Genomic DNA, 18,147 nt, shown 5'->3' on the forward strand with positions numbered 1-18,147 from the left:
GAGCAGGTAGTCGGGGGTAGGCCCGGAAAAGTTCCCGACGTGGGCTGGACCATAGAAAGAGCCGAAGGGTCCTGCTACCCACAGGTACGCCGCGTAACCTCGGGTGTCGTGATCCCCGCCCCGCGCGACACCACCGCCGGCCGCCACGAGGCAGGCCCCGGGGCGGCGCGGGACGGTGCCACCCGGTGGGCGCTGGCCGCCCGGGACGGCGACCCGGTGGCGCAGGCCGCCTTCGTCCGGGCCACCCAGGCCGAGGTGTGGCGGTTCGCCGCCGCGCTGGTCGACCCAGAGAGCGCCGACGACCTCACCCAGGAGACGTACCTGCGGGCGTTCCGCGCGCTGCCCGGTTTCGAGGGCCGCTCCAGCGTGCGTACCTGGCTGCTCGGCATCGCCCGCCGGGCCTGCGCCGACCACCTGCGTACGGTGGTGCGCCGGCGGCGGCTCGACGAACGGCTCGCCGCGCACGCCCACACCGATCGGCCGTACCCCGACCCGGCCGGGCACCTCGGCGCCACCGACCTGGTCCGCCGGCTTCCCGCCGACCGGCGCGGGGCGTTCGTGCTCACCCAACTGCTCGGCCTGTCGTACGCCGAGGCCGCCGCCGTGGAAGGGGTGCCGGTGGGCACCATCCGCTCCCGCGTCGCCCGGGCCCGGTGCGACCTGGTCGAGGCCGTCGGCGACGCGCTCGCCGGTTGACGCGGAACTTTTTCCGGATCCGGGACGACAAATGACCGTGACCGCACCGAACACCCGGGCCGCCCGCTGGCCCGCCGTCCGGCCCTGGCTCGGCACCGTCGCCCGGCTCGGGCTGGCCGCCGTCTGGCTGGTCGCCGGCGGCGCGAAGGTCGGCGACCTCGCCGCCTCCGGCCGCGCCGTCAACGCCTACCAGGTCATGCCGTACGACGCCGCGACCGTGGTCGGCGCCGCGCTGCCCTTCGTGGAGCTGGCGCTCGGCGTACTGCTGCTGATCGGGCTGGCCACCCGACTGGCCGCCGCGGTCTCCGCGGCGCTGCTGGTGGTCTTCATCACCGGCATCGCCTCGGCCTGGAGGCGCGGCCTGGCCATCGACTGCGGGTGCTTCGGCAGCGGCGGGCAGCTCGGCGTCGGGCGGGCCCCGAGCTACCTCCCGGAGATCCTCCGGGACCTGGGGTTCCTGGCGCTGGCCGGATTCCTGCTGACCTGGCCCCGCACCCCCGTCTCGGTGGACGGCTGGCTGGCGGGCGAACCTCCCCTGGAGGACGAGGATGAGTAGTGGCAAGGACCGCAGGGACGCGGCCCGGGTGGTGCGCGAGCAGATCGCCCGGGAGAAGCGGCGCAGGCGGGCGCTCTGGACGTCGGTCGCCGCGGTGGTGGTGCTGGTCATCGCCGGCCTGATCGGCTGGAGCGTGTTCCGGAGCCAGAAGTCGGACACCTTCACCGCCCCGCCCGGCGCCAACCCGCCGGGCACCGGCATCGTCCTCGGCGAGGGGCCGGTCACCATCGACCTCTACGAGGACTACCTCTGCCCGGTCTGCAAGCAGTTCCAGCAGACCAGCGGCCCGACGGTCAACCAGCTGGTCAGCGACGGCAAGGCCAAGGTGGTCTTCCACCCGGTGGCCTTCCTCAACCGCTTCTCCACCACGGAGTACTCCACCCGCTCGTCGGCCGCCTCCGGCTGCGCCGCCCAGGGCGGGAAGTTCAGGGAGTTCTCCGACGCGCTCTTCGCCCGCCAGCCGGCGGAGGGCAGCGCCGGGCTCAGCAACGACGAGCTGATCGACATCGGGGCGGGCGTCGGGCTGAACCGCGACGACTTCGGCTCCTGCGTGAAGGACGGAACGTACAAACCGTGGACCGAGCACGTCACCGACGACGCCAGCAAGGCCGGGGTCACCGGCACCCCGACCGTCAAGGTCAACGGCAAGGACGTCGAGGACCGCTCCCCGGAGGGGATCACCGCGGCGGTGGCGGCGGCCGGCAAGTGATCCTGGTACCGCTGCGGCGGGCGGCGGTGGTGGTCACCGCCGCGCTCGCCGCCCTCCTCGCCCTGGCCGCGCCGGCCGCCGCGCACGGCGCGGACGCCCCCGACGGCACGGACTACCGGGCCGAGGTCATCGCGCTCGCGCCCGCGCGGCCCGGGCTCACCGTCCGGGTCGTGGAGGCGGGCGCCCGGCTGGAACTGGTCAACCGCACCGCGCGGGACGTCGAGGTGCTCGGCTACTCCGGCGAGCCGTACCTGCGGGTGGGCCCGGGCGGGGTGTACGAGAACCGCCGCTCCCCGGCCACCTACCTCAACCAGACCATCGCCGGCGACACCAACCTCTCACCCGAGGCCGACCCGGCCGCCACCCCCGTCTGGAGGCGGGTGGCCAAGGGGCAGTCGGTGCGCTGGCACGACCAGCGGGCGCTCTGGCTCGAATCGTCGCCGCCCGCCCAGGTGACCGCCGACCCGGGGCGCCCGCAGCGGGTCCGGGACTGGGTGGTCCCGCTGCGCGACGGCGACCAGGCCATCGAGGTCCGCGGCACCCTCGACTGGGTGCCCCCGCCGGACGCGTACCCCTGGTGGGTCGCCGCCACCCTCGGCTTCCTCGCCGTCGCGGCGGCCGGGCTCGCGCCGGCCGGCACGGCCACCGGCGTACGGGCCCTGCGTGGGGTGGGCGCCCTGCTCGCCCTCGGCGGGCTGGCCACGGTGGCGTTCACCGTCGGCCGGGAGTTGGACGCCGGAGCAGACGGGCTCGGCGGGGTGCTCGGCCTGCTCAACGGTCAGGTCTGGATGCTGCTCACCGGGCTGGGCGCCATCGCCGCGGGCGGCTACGCGCTGGCCCGCCGGGAGGCCGCCGACTTCGCGCTCGCCCTCGCCGGGGCGTGCTTGACGATCTTCGCCGGCTTCGCCAACATCGCCGTGTTGTCCCGCTCGGTCGCCCCGGTGGTGTGGCCGGCCACCGCGGCCCGGGTGCTCGTGGTGCTCATCCTCGCCACCGGCGCCGGCGCACTCGGCGCCGGCGTCCTCCGCCTCCACGCCGCCTCCCGCCCCGCCCGCACCCCCACCCCCCTCCCCCGCTGACCCCCACCCTTCGGCGCTGCGGCGATCTTGCAATTGGGGCCCGCGACTTGTGGCTTACGCACTGAATGCCCGGGCACAAAGTGCAAGATCGCAGGGCGTCAGGAGGGGCGGGGGGAGAAGCCGTAGGGGAGTTCGAGGCGGTGGCGGGCCAGGAGGGGGTCGTCGGAGAGGAGCTGGAGGGTGGGGGCGTCGGCGACGATGCGGCCGGCGTCGAGGATCACCGAGCGGTCGCAGAGCTCCGCCGCGTACGGCAGGTCGTGGGTGACCATCAGCAGGGTCACCGGGAGGGCGCGCAGGATCTCCGCCAGTTCCCGCCGGGCGGCCGGGTCGAGGTTGGACGACGGCTCGTCGAGGACCAGGATCTCCGGGCGCATCGCGAGCACGGTGGCCACCGCCACCCGGCGGCGCTGACCGAACGACAGATGGTGCGGCGCCCGGTCCCGGTGCTCGCTCATCCCCACCGCGGCGAGCGCCTCGTCGACCCGCGCGGCCAGTTCCGCGCCGCGCAGCCCCAGGTTGGCCGGGCCGAACGCGACGTCCTCGGCGACCGTGGGCAGGAAGAGCTGGTCGTCCGGGTCCTGGAAGACGATGCCCACCCGGCGGCGGATCTCCGCCAGGGTGTCCCGGTCCCGGCTGACCGTCAGCCCACCAACGGCGACCGTCCCCTCGGTCGCGGTGAGGATGCCGTTGAGGTGCAGCACCAGGGTGGTCTTGCCCGCGCCGTTCGGCCCGAGCAGCGCCACCCGGTCCCCGCGCGGCACGGTCAGGTCCACCCCGTGCAGGGCGACGTGACCGTCCGGATAGGCGTACCGGACGCCGCGCACGTCCAGGGAGGGAGCCGTCTGCACGTACCCGATCATGTCAGCACGACCGCGGCCGCGGCGATGGCGACGGCCGCCAGCGGCACCGTCGCGGCGGCCGCCCACTGGCCGGCGGTGGCGGCGCCGGCGCCCTGCCAGACCGCCGGCATCCGGCCCGAGTAGCCGCGCGAGACCATGGCCAGGTAGACCCGCTCGCCGCGCTCGAACGCGCGCAGGAAGAGCGCGCCGATCCCGGCGGCGAAGCCGCGCAACTGCCAGAGGAAACGCGGGTCGTCCCCCCGGGACACCCGGGCCACCCGCATCCGCCGGGCCTCGCCCACCAGCACGTCCAGGTAGCGCAGCATGAAGGTGGCGATCTGGGTGAGGACCTGCGGGCACCGCAGCCGGTCCAGGCCGACGATCAGGTCCCGCGTCGTCGTCGTCGCGGCCAGCAGGAGTGACGCCAGTACGCCCAGCGTCCCCTTCGCGAGGATGTTCCAGCCGCCCAGCAGCCCGTCCACGGAGAGGTTCACCCCGGCCACCTCGACCCGCTCCCCCGTGCCGAGGAACGGCAGCGCGAACGCGAAGAGCACGAACGGCAGCTCGATCAGCGCCCGGCCGAGCAGCCAGCGGGGGCCCACCCGGGCCAGCGCCGCCACGGCGGCGACCAGCAGGGCGTACCCGCCGAACGCCCAGTACGCCTCCCGTGGCGTGGCGACCACGGCGACGGTGAACAGCACCATCGCGGCGATCTTCACCTCGGGCGGGAGGCGGTGCACCGGGGAGGTGGACCCGCGGTAGAGCACGTGCGCGTGTCCCGCGCCCATGTCGACGTACCCCCTCAGCCGGCGCGGGCCGCGCGCCGCCCGGCGTCGGCCGGCTCGGTGTCGCCGACCGCCCCGCCCGCGGCCGGGTCGCCGCCCGACGTCCCCGGACCGGCCGGGTCGCCGCCCGACGTGCCGTCACCGGCGGGGTCGCCCGGCGTGCGGGGACCGGCGAGGTCGCCGCCCGGCGTGCGGGGACCGGCGGGGTTGTGCCGGCGGGCCAGCCAGAAGAGGCCGCCGCCGAGGGCGAAGGTGAGCAGCACGCCGAGGACGCCGGAGAGGCCGGTGGACAGGAACCGGTTGTCCACGCCCCGGATGCCGTAGTCGGCGAGCGGGCTGTCGGCGAGCTCGTGGTCCTCGGCGCGCTGCGCGGGGCAGCTGCCGCCGGTGATCTCGCCGTCGGCGTTCACCGTGCAGCCCTTGAGCAGGGACGCGTCGAGCCCGTCCGGGTGCGCCGAGGCGTAGTTGCCGACCACCCCGGCGAGCAGCAGGGCGACCAGGAGGCCGCCGAGGACGAAACCCCAGTTGCGCTTCCTCATCGGGCGCCCCCGACGACCGGAACGACGACGGCGGGCGCGGCCGGCTTCAGGGCCCGCAGCGCGTACACCAGGTCGGGGCGGACCTTGGCGACGGTGACCACCGTGGTGGCGGTGATCAGGCCCTCGCCGACGCCGATCAGCAGGTGGACGCCGGCCATCGTGCCGGCCAGCCCGGCGAGGTTGCCGCCCAGGTCGGTGGTGCCGCCCAGCCAGTACTGCAGGACGAAGCCCTGACTGGTGACCACCACGCTGACCAGGCCCGACACGAACGCGGTCACCCCGAGCCCGGCCGGGGTACGCGGCAGCACCCGCAGCAGCAGCGCGATCAGCAGGTACGCCGCGGCGGTGCCGAGGATCGCCATGTTGGTGATGTTGAGGCCGAGCATGGCCACCCCGCCGTCGCCGAAGACCAGCGCCTGCACGACGAGGACCACCGCCACGCAGAGCGCGCCGACCCACGGGCCGACCAGCAGGGCGGCGAGCGCGCCACCGAGCAGGTGACCGCTCACCCCGGCGGTGAAGATCGGAAAGTTGAGCATCTGCACCGCGAAGATGAACGCGGCCACCAGGCCCGCCATCGGGGCCAACCGGTCGTCCAGGTCACGGCGGCCGCGCAGCACGCAGAGGGTGAGCACGGCGAGCGCGAAGGCGGCGAAGACCGCGGCGACGGAACCGTCGATGATCCCGTTCGAGATGTGCATCGCCAGGGTTTCCACTCGACCTCCCGGGGCGCGGCGGGCGGGTCCACACCGACCGGCTCAGCTTATTTGTGCCGACTCTTTGTTGCCAACATTTTGCAACAAGCCATGGTGTTGATCACCGTCACCGGCGCGTCACCACCGACTGCGTCCCGCGCTACGGCGGTATCGTCTGCGCCATGACCGACCGCCTCAACCCCGGCGACCCCGCCCCCGAGTTCACCCTCCCCACCGACACCGGCGAGACGCTCTCCCTGGCCGACCTGCGTGGCCGCAAGGTCATCCTGTACGCCTACCCGGCCGCCATGACGCCCGGCTGCACCAAGCAGGCCTGCGACTTCCGCGACTCGCTCGCCTCCCTCCAGGCCGCCGGCTACGAGGTGGTCGGCATCTCCCCCGACAAGCCGGAGAAGCTGGCCAAGTTCCGGGAGCGCGACGCGATCACCTTCCCGCTGGTCGCCGACACCGACAAGGCGGTGCTGACCGCGTACGGCGCGTACGGCGAGAAGCAGTTGTACGGCAAGACGGTCACCGGCGTGATCCGCTCCACCTTCGTCGTCGACGAGGACGGGAAGATCGAGCGGGCGCTCTACAACGTCAAGGCCACCGGCCACGTCGCCAAGCTGCGCCGGGACCTCGCGCTGGACTGAGGCTGCCGTACGCCGCCGATACGGTACGTGCGTGGTTCGGTACAAGTACACACCGGAGTTGCTGGCGGAAGCCGCGGCGCGGGCCCGGAGCGTCACGGAAGTCATGAGACTGCTCGGGGTCCGGGTCAGCGGCGGATCGCCCGCGCATACCAGCCGGCAGCTCAAGCGCTTCGGCATCGACACCTCACACTTCACGGGCAGTGCGCACAACAAGGGGCAACGCGGCCAACGACGGACCACCTCGTCGCAGTTGCTGGTACGCCTGCCGACCGGATCCCGCGCGCCAATCCCAGGGCTCGGTCGGCGGAAACTCGCTGACGTCGTCATGGCAGCCTCCGACGGAAAGTGCGTCGTCAGCCATGGGACGACGTCCAACATTCTGCGGCGGGCGGGCCTACACACCGCCTCCGCGAGACGCTCTAAACTCATCGGGTCGGCGGGAGTGGCGGAACGGCAGACGCGCAGGCCTTAGGAGCCTGTGTCCGAGAGGACGTGGGGGTTCGAAACCCCCCTCCCGCACCATCGGTGGTGTCATGAAAGTCACGGTCGGGATCGCACAGCCCGCGTCTTCCAGCAGGATGTCGCAGGTGAGCCTGCGTTTCGTACTGGATCCCGATCTCACCCCTGCGCTGCGCGAGCAGATCCTCGACCTCTGGGTGGACGTCACCAACGCCGGCGGCGCGGTGGGTTTCGTCGCCCCGGTGACCGCGGCCGAGGTGCGGCCGATGGCGGAGGCCACCTTCGCCGACATCGCCGACGGGCCCGACCGGCTGCTGGTCGGCTACGAGGGTGACCGGCTGGTCGGCATCCTGATCATCGCCGACAACCGGTTCCACCTGAAGACGCACTACCGGGTGCTCAAGCGGGTGATGGTCCACCCCGACACCCAGGGCCACGGGTACGGCGCCGCGCTGATGCGCGAGGCCGAGCGGATCGGCCGTGAGCTGGGCCTGGCGGGGCTGCACGTGACCGTCCGGGGCGGGCTCGGCCTGGAGTCGTTCTACGACCGGCTGGGCTACCGGGAGGTGGGCCGCCTGCCCGGCGCGCTGCGGCTCGCTCCCGGCGACGACCGGGACGAGGTCTTCATGTGGCTCCACCTGGACCGCCCCGCGGCATGACGCCCGGGGCCAAGGCCCCCGCGGCCTGACACTCCGGCCAGCGGGCGCCAGGCGCGGTCATCCTCCCGGCCGATCCGTCCCGTGGGCTATCCGGCCACCCCGGATCCGACACGTTGCCGCCCGAGCGCCCGAAGCGCCGCCGGTTTAACAGAGACCGGTGGACCCACCGCGGGTCCTATGAAGCTGATGTCGTGGATGAATCGCCACGGCCGGCGAGCTCTCGGTGGCCTGCGTCCGCGATGATTCGTTTACGTCAGCAGCTTCGTAGCGCACGACGAAGACACCCCTCGTGGTTGCCAGCGCGACCAGAACAGCCACCGGTCAGATCAACTGCCGCGGCCGGCCCGGGCAAGCGAAAGCTAAGACGCCGTCGAGCCGGCCACGCCGCGGGTCCGGGCCGACGCAGATCGGCAGTGGCTCAGTCGAGCAGGGTCACCGGATCGCCGACGTGCACCTCGCCCGGCCCGTCGGGGACCAGGTGCAGCCCGAAGAGGAGCTTCTGGCCGATGTTGCGGTGCCGGGCGAGGGTGCGCAGCGGCTCCTTGCCGCGTACCCCGGTCTCCTGGTCCGTGGTGGTGACCAGGCAGCGGTCACAGGGCCCGGCGGCGCGGAAGACGGCCGAGCCGATGCGAAGCCGGCGACCGGCCCACCCGTCCTCCGCCCAGGCCGGGGCGCCCTCGATCACCAGGTTGGGGCGGAACCGGGCCATCGGCACCGGCGACTCCCCCGCCTCGGCCAGCCAGCCGTTCAGCGCGTCGAGCGAGGCCGTGCCGGTCAGCAGCAGCGGGTACTCGTCGGCGAAGCTGACCTGGTCGCCGGTGTCATGGTCCCGCTCGCCCGGGTCCAGGTGCCGGGTCGGATCACGCAGCCAGACCAGCCGGGCCGGGCGGCCGAGCAACCCGCCGAGCCAGTCGTCGGCGGCCGGCCCGGCGGGCAGCGCGGCGACCGGCCGGCGGCTGCGGAACACCCGCACCAGGACCGGCTCGACCGTGGCCGGCTCGGGTACGTCCAGCTCGGGGCGGTCCGGGGCGCCCAACACCAGGCCGGTGGCGCGCGGGGCGGCGCGCAGGGTGACCAGTTCGGCGGCCTCCCGCTGGGTGACGCCGACGCCGTGCTCGTCGACCACCAGCCAGCGCCGGTCGCCGGCCAGGCCCCACGGTTCGACCCGGGCGCCGTCGTGGTCCAGGCGGTGGCAGCCCTTGACCGGGTACGTGTGGACGGCGGCGAGCCTCACCAGGCGGCCCCGATCCCGTCGCCCGGGTACCAGTGCCGGGCCGGCGTCTCCCGGTAGGCGAGGAAGCGCCGCCCGGTCCGCTCGGCGTGCTCGGCGAGGACGTTGGTGACGGTGACGTTGTCGGTGAGCAGCATCGCCCCCGGGGCGAGCTTCGACTCCACCGTCTCGAACTCGCTCTCCTCGTGCACCCGGCTGTGGTCGCTGTCGTGCAGGAACAGGTCGACCGGGCGGTCCAGCGCGGAGATCGAGGCGACCGAGTCGCCGATCACCAGGTCGACCACGTCAGCCCAGGGCGTGGCGCGGGCCAGGTAGCCGGCCTCCGGGTTGATGTCCAGCGAGGTGAGCCGGCCCGGGTGCCCCTCGGCGGCGTTGCGCAGCAGCGCGGCGGCGAGGACCACACTGCCGAGCCCCTTGTCGACGCCGGTCTCCACGACGTGCCCGGGCTTGCGGGCCCGGACGATGGCGTACCAGCCGATCCTCCGGGCGTACCGGACGTGCTTGTCGGCCAGGCCTCGGCGGGAGGCGGCGGCGGTGGCATGCTCGATGTGCCCGCGCAGCTTCTCGTCGGTCTCGATCTCGTTGAGGTACGCGCGGACCTGCTGCACCGGCACGTCGCAGACCACGCTGACGAACCAGGCGAGGTGCTGCCGGCTCAGCTTGGTCAGCTCGTAGGTGTAGTTGTGATGCTCACGGGAGGTGACCAGCCAGCGGGCGGAGGTGCGGAGCACCTTGGCGTCGTGCCGGGCGACCCGGGCCAGCCGCTTCGGGAAGGCGGCGACCGGAGCCAACGGGGTGCGGGCGATGGCCCGCCGGAGCTTGGTTGCGTCCACGGGAGCGTTCTACCAGTTCCGTGGGGCCGCTGACGATGAAAGTTTCCATTCACCTGCGCAGTCGGCCGGTTCCACCGAACGGACGAGGGCACCCGGGCGGAAACCGGACTCAGTAGCATCGCGCACATGCCAGATCGCCAGCAGTTCGCCGTAGCCGGGACGGACGCGACGTCGACAGCTCCGTCCGAGGTGGACGGCACCGCGCCGTCCCCGCCACCGCGTCGCCGCCGGGGGCGCCGGATCGCGCTGATCGTCCTGCTGGTGGTCGCGCTGCTCGGCGTCGGCGGCGTCGGCGCGGCCGCGTTCTACCTGCGCTCGGTGGAGTCGGACATCGAGCGGGTCGACGCGTTCACCGACGTCCCCGAGCAGGCCCGGCCGCAGGTCGTGGCGAAGGACGCGCTGAACATCATGATCCTGGGCAGCGACTCCCGCGACCCGGAGAACGCCTCCGGCTCGCGCTCGGACACCATCATCCTCGCCCACCTGCCGAAGGACCGGTCGAGCGCGCAGCTCATCTCGATCCCCCGGGACACCTGGGTGCACGTGCCGCGCTCGAAGGACGGCCGGCACGGCGGCCGGGACGCGAAGATCAACGCGGCCTTCGCCTGGGGCGGCGTGCCGCTGATGGTGCAGACCGTGGAGAGCTTCACCGGGGTACGCGTCGACCACGTGACGATGGTCGACTTCGCCGGCTTCAAGGAGATCGTGGACGCGCTCGGCGGCATCGAGATCGACGTGGAGAAGGGCTTCACCTCCACCCACTCGCTCAACCCGGACAGCAAGCGCACCTTCGTGCAGGGGCGGCAGACGGTCGACGGGGCCGCCGCGCTGGACTACGCCCGCGAGCGGTACGCCTTCGCCGACGGCGACTTCGCCCGGATTCGTCACCAGCAGCAGGTGATCAAGGCGATCCTGGACAAGGCGGCCTCGGGCGGCACGCTGTCGAACCCGGGGAAGCTGAACGCCTTCTTCAAGGCGACCACCAACGCGGTGTCGGTCGACGAGTCGCTGTCCATCCTGGACTTCGCGACCGACCTGCGGCACCTGCGCAGCGGCAACCTGGGCTTCTTCACCTGCCCGACGAAGGGCACCGGCCGGGTGGGCAACGAGAGCGTCGTCTTCGCCGACACCGCCCGGGCGAAGGGATTCTTCGACGCCGTCCGGCGGGACTCGGTCCCCGACATCCTGGCCGCCGCGCAATAGACAAGGATCACCCCGCCGACTCTGGTCACCCGGATCGCCCGGGCCGTATCCTGCGATCGCCCGGTGGCTCCGTGACACGCCACCGCGGCTGCCACGGGGAGGTCACACACATCATGTCGAGTCAGTCTGCGACGGGTGAGCACACGCTGCTCGCTGCGCAGCCGATCGGCCCACCGGCACGAATCGTCCACGATGGCGAGTCCACCGAGGAGGATGCGGCCGATCCGGGCCCGCCCGCCGCCGGGCCGCGCGCCTCGCCGCCCCGTGCCGGGCTCGACGCGACCGCCGTCCTGCCGTACGCCAGCTCCCGCGCCTCCCGGCGGACCCGGGGGCTGCGGGCCTGGATGATCACCGCCCCTGCCGATCTGGTCGCGCTGCTCGCGCCGCTGCTGCTCTCCGACCGGTACTGGCGAGGCACGCTGGTGATGGCCGGCCTGACCGTCGCGCTCTTCGCCGGCGGCGGGCTCTACCGGGCCCGCCGGCACATGAGTCTCCTCGACGAGCTGCCCAGCCTGGGCGGGCGCCTGCTGGCCGCCGCCGCGGCGGTGGCGATGATCGCGGCGCTGCGGCACGAGTCGGCGGAGTACGTGGCCGGCTTCATGCGCGGGGTGGCGCTGGCCGCCGGGCTGGTCATCGTCAGCCGGGCGGTCACCCGGAAACTGACCGTCGTGGCGCGCAAGCGGCGCTGGGTGGAGCACAACGCGATCGTGATCGGGGCCGGCCCGGTCGGCGGGGAGCTGGCCCGCCTGCTCCGCCGCTACCCCCGGTACGGCCTGCGCTTCGTCGGCTGCGTCGACGCGGTCGCGCCGCAGCTCCCCGGCGGCGTGCCGCTGATCGGCACGCTGGAGGAGCTGGAGCAGCTGGTCCGGCTGGTCGAGTGCGAGGTCCTGGTCATCGCGGACCCGAGCTGCCCGGAGTCCACCCTGATGGAGCTGCTGCGCCGCCCGGCGAGCGCGGCGTGCGACCTGTGGGCGGCGCCCCGGCTCTGGGGCACCCGGTCGATCGGCGGGAACGCCGACCACATCGGGGCGATCCCGATCGTGAAGATCGGCGACACCACGCTCTCCGGTCCACGGTGGGCGGTCAAGCGGGCGTCCGACGTGGTGTTCGCGCTGGTCGCGCTGGTTTTGCTGAGCCCGGTGCTGCTGCTCTGCGTGCTGGCCACGGCGTTGGAGGGCCCGCGCGGCATCTTCTTCCGGCAGGAACGGATCGGACGGCACGGCCGCCCCTTCAAGCTGGTGAAGTTCCGCTCGATGCGCCCGGTGGACGAGCAGGAGTCGCGCACGAACTGGTCGATCGCCCACGACCAGCGGGTCGGGCCGATCGGCCGTTTCCTCCGCCGCACCTCGCTGGACGAGCTGCCGCAGCTGTGGAACATCCTGCGCGGGGACATGAGCGTGGTCGGGCCGCGCCCCGAGCGCCCGTACTTCGTGGAGAAGTTCTCCGCCGAGTACCCGCACTACGCCATGCGGCACCGGGTGCCCTCCGGGCTCACCGGGCTCGCGCAGGTCAGCGGCCTGCGCGGGGACACCCCGATCTCGGACCGGGCCCGCTTCGACAACTACTACATCGAGAACTGGTCGCTCTGGCTGGACGTCAAGGTGATCCTGCGGACGGTCGCCGAGGTGTTCCGGGCCGGCGGCCGCTGACCGGTCGGGCCGGCGCCGCCCCACGCACCGCCTGACCCGCCCGGGTCGCCCCGTGGGATCATCGTTCGCGCCTTGGACGGGGACGTCCGTCCACGATGTCACGGAGGGACCCATGGGCCACGACGGTACCGCCGGAGCATCGGGATCCCGGGCGGTCAGCCGGCGCGCGCTGGTCCGCGGCGGGGCGCTCGCCGCCGGGCTCGGCACGGCGGCGCTGGGCGGCGCTGCCGCGGCCGGGGGGCTGGGCTCGGACGGCACCGGGATGGTGAACGTCCGGGACCACGGGGCGGCCGGCGACGGCTCCGCCGACGACACCGGGGCGATCCAGCGGGCCCTCGACGCCGTACGCGACGGCGGCGGGATCGTCTTCTTCCCGCCGGGGACGTACCTGACCGGCCGGTTGACCCTGCGCTCCCGGGTGCACCTGCGCGGCTCCGGCGGGGACGCCACGATCCTCAAGCTCCGCCCCGGCGCCAACGCGGCGATCCTCGAGTCGGACGGCTTCGCCCGGCTCACCGGCACCGGCTCCGGGGACGGCGTCACCCTGTTCAGCATCCGCGACCTGACTTTGGACGGGAACAAGGCGCAGAACCCCGACGGGGGCTACGGCCTGCGGGTCTACGGCTACGGCTACGAGCTGACCGAGGTGATCGTCTTCAACTGCCGCAACGACGGGATCGTCAGCGAGTGGGGGCCGATCGGGGCGCTGCCCGCCCCCTCGCACCAGATGGAGGCCCGGCTGTCCGCCGTGCGTACGCACGGCAACGACGGGCACGGGATCAACTTCCACGGCCCGCACGACTCGATGTTCCTCAACTGCCTGACCTTCGAGAACGGGGCGGCCGGTTTCCGGCTGGCCGGCGACTCGATGGGCACGCTGATGGTCAACTGCCACGCCTGGGGCATCAAGCAGAACGTCTCGTTCGACCTGGCGGCGACCGGGATCAGCTGCATGAACTGCTACGCCGACCTCAGCGGCGGGGTGGGCGTACGGATCTCCCGGAACGACTGCCGCTGGGTCGGTGGGATGGTGCTGGGCTACAACAACACCGACCCGCACCCGGAGATCGGGGTGCAGTTCGTGCCGGGCGAACAGCCGGACGAGCCGTCCGGCTGCCTGATCGACGGCAAGGTCGTCAACTGCGGCACCGCCGCCGTGGACTTCGGGGCGGACCGGGGGCTGTCCAGCGTACGGCTGAGCCTGTCCCAGCCGGGCGCCCGCGACGACCGCGGCCGGCCGATCGCCGGTTCGGGCCGGGGCTGGATCGGCACGCCTGCGCCGACCACCCAGGTGGAGATCACCCAGGGGCTCGCCGACCCGGACCGGAACCTGGTGATCCGTCCGGCGTTCGACCTGCGGGCGCAGCCGAACCCCGGGCGGCCGGGCGACGGCAGTGTCCGGCTCTTCGCCCGCGAGGTGGGCGGGCGGACGCAGCTCTGCGCGATGTTCCCGAACGGTGCCGTCCAGGTGATGGCGACCGAGCCCTGACCGGCCGGGGGCCCGGTCCGCGGTTCGTTCGGGCCGGACCGGCGGACCGGCCCTACAGCGGCACCGGCCGGGCGACCGGTTCGGCGGTGTCGTCCCGGCCGGCCGCGGCCGGCGGCTCGGCTGCGTCCGGGGCCCGGGTGAGTCGGATCCGGGTGACGAACCAGCAGACCACCACGGCCTCGCTGATCAGCAGCTGGAGGACCAGGCCGCCGACCTGGCCGGCGAGCAGCGCGGAGACGGCCAGCCCGGCGAAGGCGATGGTCCGGGAGCCGATCGCCGAGACCAGGAACCGGCGCGGCGGCGCCCAGATCATGTGCCGGGTGGCCAGCCAGGTCGCGGCGGCGAGGAACGCCTTGTAGCCGCAGTACAGGGCGACGACGGTGGTGCCCACGGTGGCCAGGTCGGCGGCGAGGAGCTCCCGGACCCGGGTGCTGCCGAGCACCACCGCCGAGACCACGAGCAGGGCCACCACGGTCAGGGCGCGGCTGCCGGTCCGCCAGCGGCTGGCCCGGCCCGCCACGATGTCCCCCCGGGTGCTCGCCGAGAGGGCCACGTGGAACGGGCCGAAGGCCAGGTCCAGCGCCCGCAGCACGACGACGGCGGTCTGCCCGGCGACCGCGCCGGCGACCGAGGGCAGGGCCACCGAGTAGGCCAGGTCGACGGCCGCCGCCACGCAGTACACCGAGCCGACCCGGACGCTCGCCCAGACGCCGGGGCGGACCCGTCCCGGTCCGGTCGGGGCGGCCACGCGGAGCAGCACCCAGCCGAGGACGACCAGTTGGGCCGGCACCGCGGCCACGTCGACCCGGACCCCGGTGGCGACGAACGCGACGCCGGTGAGCACCGTGCCGACGGCGACGAGCTGCGGTATCAGGTTGGCCCGTCGGGGCGCCCGGGTCCGGGCGGTGGACCAGAACAGCGCCTCCAGCGGCAGTTGCAGCACCACCGGGGCGACCATGAACAGCCGGTCCGCGACGCCGGTGTCCGGCAGCGCGATCGAGGCGGACAGGAAGCCGATCACGCCGACCGGCAGCATCGCCGCGGCCGCCACCCGGCGGGCCCACGCGTCCAGCGACCACCCGGCGGGCACCAGGCCGGCGGAGAGTGGCCGGCCGACCAGCGACTCCATCAGCGTGTACGGCAGGGCGAGGAGCGTGCCCTGCAGGGCGACCAGCGCCAGCCGCTCGGTGTCCGCCCAGGAGGCGAGGAGGAAGAGGGCGACGCTGCACAGCCGGGCCAGCGCCTGCACGGAGAGCTGGGAGCGTTGCAGCCGCCGCCCGGCGTCGAGGATCCGGCCCATGGTCAGGCGGTGGGCCGCTCGGCGGGAGCCGCGTCCGAGGCCGGCGGGCCCTCGGCCTGCCGGGACACCACCGGCGGCGTGGCCGGTGACGCGTCGGCGGGCGGTTTCCCGGTGGGCCGCGGGGCCGCCACCCAGACGATGGGCGGCACTCCGTCGGACGGGGCCGCCGGCACCCACACGCCGGCCGGCGGTTCCGGGGCCGGTACGTCCGGCAGGCCGGCGGCGTCGAGGCAGCGGCCGTAGGCGAGGAAGACGCCGAGGCACATCATCGCGCCCGGGTACTCCCACGCCTCGATGACCAGGAACGAGCAGGCCAGGCCGGCGAGCAGCGCGATGAAGAGCACCGACGTGGGACGCTCGGCGGAGCGGCGGCACAGCCGCCACAGGGCGTACCCGAACGCGGCGACCAGGGCCACCCCCAGCACCGGGCCGAACTGGAGGGCGACGCTGACGAAGTAGTTGTCCACGAAGACCTGCGGCCCGCTGGTCACCCGGGAGGTGGTGGCGGCGCCCACCCCGCCGAGTCCCAGGCCCCAGATCGGCAGGTCGGTGCCGAGCAGTTGGGCCCACACGTCGAAGCGCTGGAAGAGGCTCCGCGCCCCGGTCGCGCCGACCGCCACGAAACCGGCCGCGACGCAGGCGACCACGGCGAGGCCCAGGATCCGGGCGCGCCGCCGGCCGGCCGCCCCGCCGGACCGGTTGAGCACCACGGCGGCGACCACCCCGCCGGCCACCAGCAGGGCGCCGGAGCGGCTGGTGCTCAGCGCGAGGCAGAGGACGCCGGCGAGTGCGCCGGCGTGCCAGGCCCAGCGGGTCGGTCGGGCGCCCCGGGTCAGCCAGAGCGCCACGTACCCCAGCAGGTACGCGCCGGCGAGGATGCCCAGTTCCGCGTTGAACGAGGTCAGTCCGGGCACCCGGAAGGTGTCCCCGATGTACCGCACGGCGGTGTTCTCCTCGAAGCCCCACCGCACCAGCCGGGCCGGGCCGACGATCAGCTCACCGACCGAGGCGACCGCGTTCGCCACGAGCACCCAGGCCAGCACGGTCATCAGCGGGACGACCTGCCGCAGGGTGAGCGAGCAGAGCACCACGAGCAGCAGCACCGGCAGCACGGTGAGCCGGACGCCGACCAGGGTCTGCGCCACCCCGTGGTGGGCGAACCCGATCAGGCTCCAGACCGCGACGACCAGGAGCGCGGCGGCCGCCCCGGCGAGCTGCCGGCGGCTCCACCGGTGGCGGAACACCGTCAGCGCGAAGAGCACGCCGGCCACCACCGCGGCGGAGAGCCCGAGCGCGTAGTCGCGCCCGCCGAAGGCGTCGCCGACCAGGCCCTCCACGCCGACGAACCACAGGCCCAGCGGCGCGTTGAGCACCACCAGCACGTAGCCGAGGCCGGGCACCGGGCGGACCGCGACGGCGGCGAGCAGCGTGAGCAGGATCGGCAGCAGCGGCGAGAGCCCGGCCAGCAGGCAGGCCAGCGCCGCCGCGAGCAGCAGCGCCCCGCCGAGCACCTGCCGCCGGGACGGCCGGGTGACCCGGGCGGACAGGGTGGAGAGGCCACGGCGGGCGGGGCTCTCGGTGGTGGTCATCGCCGGGTCACCTCGGGGGAACGACGGTCGGCGGCGCGGCCCGCCACGACCGATTCGTAGGTCTGGATGATGGTGTCGACGTGTCGGTCCCAGTCGAGCCGGCGGCCGTCCTCCGTGGCCGAGGCGCACATCGCGTCGTAGTCGGCGTCGGGCATGGCGGCGGCGCGGCGGAGCAGGCCGGCCAGATCCCCCGGCGCCTGGAAGATCAGGACGGAGCCGTCCGAGGCCATCGGCGGGGCGGCGACGGCGCTGGCCAGCACCGGCCGTCCGGCGGTCAGCGCCTCGGCGCAGACCAGCCCGTACGTCTCGGCGCACCGGCTCGGGAAGACCAGCCAGCCGGCCGCCGCGAAGGCGGCCTCCTTGCCGGCGGCGTCGAGGTAGCCGAGGTAGCGGACCGAGTCGGTGGCGGTGGCCAGCCGCTCCACCTCGGCCCGCAGCGGGCCGTCCCCGCCGATCAGCAGCGTCCCGCCGGGCGCCGGCCCGGCCGCGCGCCACGCGTCGAGCAGCAGGTCGAGGCCCTTGTGCCGGTCGAGGACCCCGAGGTAGAGGAAGACGTCGCGGCGGCCGCGTGGCCACCCGACCCGGCGGGGCGGCGTGGGCACCGCCAGCGGCACCACCCGGTCCGTCACGCCGGCCAGTGGGGACGCGCTGTCCAGGACCCGCCGCCGGGTCCGTTCGGAGGGGAAGAGCAGCACCGCGCGGCGCAGCCGCCGCATGATCCACCGGGCGCGGACCCGCAGCAGCCGGTCGAGGGTACGCGAGCGGCCCATGTTGCCGAGCGCGTTGTTCGGGTCGCAGACGGCGTGGTCGTGCACCGAGTGCACGCCCGGGTACGCCCGGAGCAGCCGCCCGACCGGCAGCGCCCCGATGCCCTGCCAGTTGTGCAGGTGCACCACGTCCGGGTCGGTGGCGCGCAGGTCGGTGGCGCGAAGGCCGGTGGGGTCGACCAGGTCGCCCAGGTGGGTGCAGACCTTGGCCAGCCGGGGCAGCCGGCGGGCGAGGCGGGCGGAGAACAGCTCCGGCACCGGACGGTCGCCCGGCTCCGCCCCGGCGGACGGTCGGCTGTGGACGGTGACCTGGTGACCGCGGGCGGTCAGCGCCCGGGTCAGGTCGCGGACGTACCGTTCCGCCCCGCCCCGGACCGCGAACGAGGAGTGCACCATGGCGATTCGCACGTCGACGTC

17 protein-coding genes, 1 tRNA gene and 1 pseudogene are annotated in these 18,147 nt (G+C 74.1%); 10 read left to right on the forward strand and 9 right to left on the reverse strand.

Annotated elements, in window-relative coordinates; translation table 11 throughout:
* Positions 1–108: 108 nt before the first annotated feature.
* Genes ACFOYX_RS00545 through ACFOYX_RS00560 form a run of 4 tightly spaced genes read left to right on the forward strand, consistent with a single transcriptional unit; the run spans position 109 to position 3,040 of the window.
* Complete coding sequence (locus tag ACFOYX_RS00545; protein ID WP_322442460.1) at positions 109–696, forward strand: sigma-70 family RNA polymerase sigma factor; 588 nt, start codon at positions 109–111, stop codon at positions 694–696.
* A gap of 31 nt (positions 697–727) precedes the next feature.
* A complete protein-coding gene (locus tag ACFOYX_RS00550) occupies positions 728–1,252 on the forward strand; it encodes a MauE/DoxX family redox-associated membrane protein (protein WP_322442459.1) in 525 nt (174 codons plus the stop codon).
* Complete coding sequence (locus ACFOYX_RS00555) at positions 1,245–1,961, forward strand: thioredoxin domain-containing protein (protein ID WP_322442458.1); 717 nt, start codon at positions 1,245–1,247, stop codon at positions 1,959–1,961. The genes ACFOYX_RS00550 and ACFOYX_RS00555 overlap by 8 nt, the downstream gene beginning before the upstream one ends.
* Positions 1,958–3,040, forward strand: coding sequence for a hypothetical protein (locus tag ACFOYX_RS00560; RefSeq protein ID WP_377533752.1), 1,083 nt, complete (start codon positions 1,958–1,960; stop codon positions 3,038–3,040). The genes ACFOYX_RS00555 and ACFOYX_RS00560 overlap by 4 nt, the downstream gene beginning before the upstream one ends.
* 98 nt (positions 3,041–3,138) lie before the next feature.
* On the opposite strand, the gene ACFOYX_RS00565 is transcribed toward ACFOYX_RS00560, so the two are convergent.
* The 4 genes and pseudogenes from ACFOYX_RS00565 to ACFOYX_RS00580 all read right to left on the reverse strand — a co-directional run bounded on the left by ACFOYX_RS00565 (position 3,139) and on the right by ACFOYX_RS00580 (position 5,919).
* A complete protein-coding gene (locus tag ACFOYX_RS00565; RefSeq protein WP_322442582.1) occupies positions 3,139–3,900 on the reverse strand; it encodes an ABC transporter ATP-binding protein in 762 nt (253 codons plus the stop codon).
* Entirely contained in the window at positions 3,897–4,667 is a 771-nt protein-coding gene (gene cbiQ / locus ACFOYX_RS00570) for a cobalt ECF transporter T component CbiQ (RefSeq protein WP_109804306.1), read from the reverse strand. The genes ACFOYX_RS00565 and cbiQ overlap by 4 nt, the downstream gene beginning before the upstream one ends.
* Positions 4,668–4,822: 155 nt before the next feature.
* Positions 4,823–5,203 (reverse strand): annotated as a pseudogene (locus tag ACFOYX_RS00575) (PDGLE domain-containing protein); the annotation flags it as partial.
* Positions 5,200–5,919, reverse strand: coding sequence for an energy-coupling factor ABC transporter permease (locus ACFOYX_RS00580; RefSeq protein WP_322442580.1), 720 nt, complete (start codon positions 5,917–5,919; stop codon positions 5,200–5,202). The pseudogene ACFOYX_RS00575 and the gene ACFOYX_RS00580, both read right to left, overlap by 4 nt.
* A 161-nt stretch (positions 5,920–6,080) precedes the next feature.
* Between ACFOYX_RS00580 and bcp the strand changes: the two genes are divergently transcribed.
* From bcp to ACFOYX_RS00595, 3 genes are all read left to right on the forward strand, one after another.
* The gene (gene bcp, locus ACFOYX_RS00585; protein WP_322442579.1) at positions 6,081–6,551 is read left to right on the forward strand and encodes a thioredoxin-dependent thiol peroxidase; all 471 of its coding nucleotides are present in this window, start codon (positions 6,081–6,083) and stop codon (positions 6,549–6,551) included.
* Between the two features lie 436 nt (positions 6,552–6,987).
* Positions 6,988–7,073: transfer RNA gene (locus ACFOYX_RS00590), tRNA-Leu, on the forward strand.
* A gap of 56 nt (positions 7,074–7,129) precedes the next feature.
* On the forward strand, positions 7,130–7,669 hold the full coding sequence (locus ACFOYX_RS00595) for a GNAT family N-acetyltransferase (protein WP_322442578.1): 540 nt from the start codon (positions 7,130–7,132) through the stop codon (positions 7,667–7,669).
* Between the two features lie 418 nt (positions 7,670–8,087).
* Here ACFOYX_RS00595 and ACFOYX_RS00600 read toward each other — a convergent pair whose 3' ends face one another.
* Together ACFOYX_RS00600 and ACFOYX_RS00605 are read right to left on the reverse strand one after the other, a co-directional pair.
* A complete protein-coding gene (locus tag ACFOYX_RS00600) occupies positions 8,088–8,903 on the reverse strand; it encodes an MOSC domain-containing protein (protein ID WP_322442577.1) in 816 nt (271 codons plus the stop codon).
* Positions 8,900–9,733 carry a class I SAM-dependent methyltransferase gene (locus tag ACFOYX_RS00605; RefSeq protein ID WP_322442575.1) on the reverse strand — a complete coding sequence of 278 codons (834 nt, stop codon included), beginning with the start codon at positions 9,731–9,733 and terminating at the stop codon, positions 8,900–8,902. Before ACFOYX_RS00605 ends, ACFOYX_RS00600 begins: the two co-directional genes overlap by 4 nt.
* Before the next feature lie 126 nt (positions 9,734–9,859).
* Between ACFOYX_RS00605 and ACFOYX_RS00610 the strand changes: the two genes are divergently transcribed.
* The 3 genes from ACFOYX_RS00610 (at position 9,860) to ACFOYX_RS00620 (ending at position 14,074) form a co-directional block, all read left to right on the forward strand.
* Positions 9,860–10,936, forward strand: coding sequence for an LCP family protein (locus ACFOYX_RS00610; protein ID WP_322442574.1), 1,077 nt, complete (start codon positions 9,860–9,862; stop codon positions 10,934–10,936).
* Between the two features lie 113 nt (positions 10,937–11,049).
* Positions 11,050–12,585: a sugar transferase gene (locus tag ACFOYX_RS00615; protein ID WP_322442573.1), complete on the forward strand. Its 1,536-nt coding sequence runs from the start codon at positions 11,050–11,052 to the stop codon at positions 12,583–12,585.
* Between the two features lie 112 nt (positions 12,586–12,697).
* A complete protein-coding gene (locus tag ACFOYX_RS00620; protein ID WP_322442572.1) occupies positions 12,698–14,074 on the forward strand; it encodes a glycosyl hydrolase family 28-related protein in 1,377 nt (458 codons plus the stop codon).
* A gap of 52 nt (positions 14,075–14,126) precedes the next feature.
* Here the strand turns inward: ACFOYX_RS00620 and ACFOYX_RS00625 are convergent, their stop codons facing one another.
* Genes ACFOYX_RS00625 through ACFOYX_RS00635 form a run of 3 tightly spaced genes read right to left on the reverse strand, consistent with a single transcriptional unit; the run spans position 14,127 to position 18,138 of the window.
* Positions 14,127–15,374 (reverse strand): hypothetical protein, encoded by a 1,248-nt coding sequence (locus tag ACFOYX_RS00625; protein ID WP_322442571.1) that lies wholly within the window; start codon positions 15,372–15,374, stop codon positions 14,127–14,129.
* 2 nt (positions 15,375–15,376) lie between these two features.
* Complete coding sequence (locus ACFOYX_RS00630) at positions 15,377–16,963, reverse strand: hypothetical protein (RefSeq protein WP_322442570.1); 1,587 nt, start codon at positions 16,961–16,963, stop codon at positions 15,377–15,379.
* Entirely contained in the window at positions 16,960–18,138 is a 1,179-nt protein-coding gene (locus ACFOYX_RS00635; protein WP_322442569.1) for a glycosyltransferase family 4 protein, read from the reverse strand. Before ACFOYX_RS00635 ends, ACFOYX_RS00630 begins: the two co-directional genes overlap by 4 nt.
* Between the last annotated feature and the right edge of the window lie 9 nt (positions 18,139–18,147).

The organism is Micromonospora sp. GCM10011541 (assembly GCF_042650725.1).
Lineage (GTDB): Bacteria > Actinomycetota > Actinomycetes > Mycobacteriales > Micromonosporaceae > Micromonospora > Micromonospora sicca.

What these genes read in the sequence shown, in the direction of transcription:
- bcp (WP_322442579.1), top strand. Translation starts at nt 6,081, where the DNA reads ATGACCGACCGCCTCAACCCCGGCGACCCCGCCCCCGAGTTCACCCTC.
- ACFOYX_RS00555 (WP_322442458.1), top strand. Translation starts at nt 1,245, where the DNA reads ATGAGTAGTGGCAAGGACCGCAGGGACGCGGCCCGGGTGGTGCGCGAG.
- ACFOYX_RS00615 (WP_322442573.1), top strand. Translation starts at nt 11,050, where the DNA reads ATGTCGAGTCAGTCTGCGACGGGTGAGCACACGCTGCTCGCTGCGCAG.
- ACFOYX_RS00565 (WP_322442582.1), bottom strand. Translation starts at nt 3,900, where the DNA reads ATGATCGGGTACGTGCAGACGGCTCCCTCCCTGGACGTGCGCGGCGTC.
- ACFOYX_RS00625 (WP_322442571.1), bottom strand. Translation starts at nt 15,374, where the DNA reads ATGGGCCGGATCCTCGACGCCGGGCGGCGGCTGCAACGCTCCCAGCTC.
- ACFOYX_RS00595 (WP_322442578.1), top strand. Translation starts at nt 7,130, where the DNA reads ATGTCGCAGGTGAGCCTGCGTTTCGTACTGGATCCCGATCTCACCCCT.
- ACFOYX_RS00620 (WP_322442572.1), top strand. Translation starts at nt 12,698, where the DNA reads ATGGGCCACGACGGTACCGCCGGAGCATCGGGATCCCGGGCGGTCAGC.
- ACFOYX_RS00610 (WP_322442574.1), top strand. Translation starts at nt 9,860, where the DNA reads ATGCCAGATCGCCAGCAGTTCGCCGTAGCCGGGACGGACGCGACGTCG.
- ACFOYX_RS00550 (WP_322442459.1), top strand. Translation starts at nt 728, where the DNA reads ATGACCGTGACCGCACCGAACACCCGGGCCGCCCGCTGGCCCGCCGTC.
- cbiQ (WP_109804306.1), bottom strand. Translation starts at nt 4,667, where the DNA reads ATGGGCGCGGGACACGCGCACGTGCTCTACCGCGGGTCCACCTCCCCG.
- ACFOYX_RS00630 (WP_322442570.1), bottom strand. Translation starts at nt 16,963, where the DNA reads ATGACCACCACCGAGAGCCCCGCCCGCCGTGGCCTCTCCACCCTGTCC.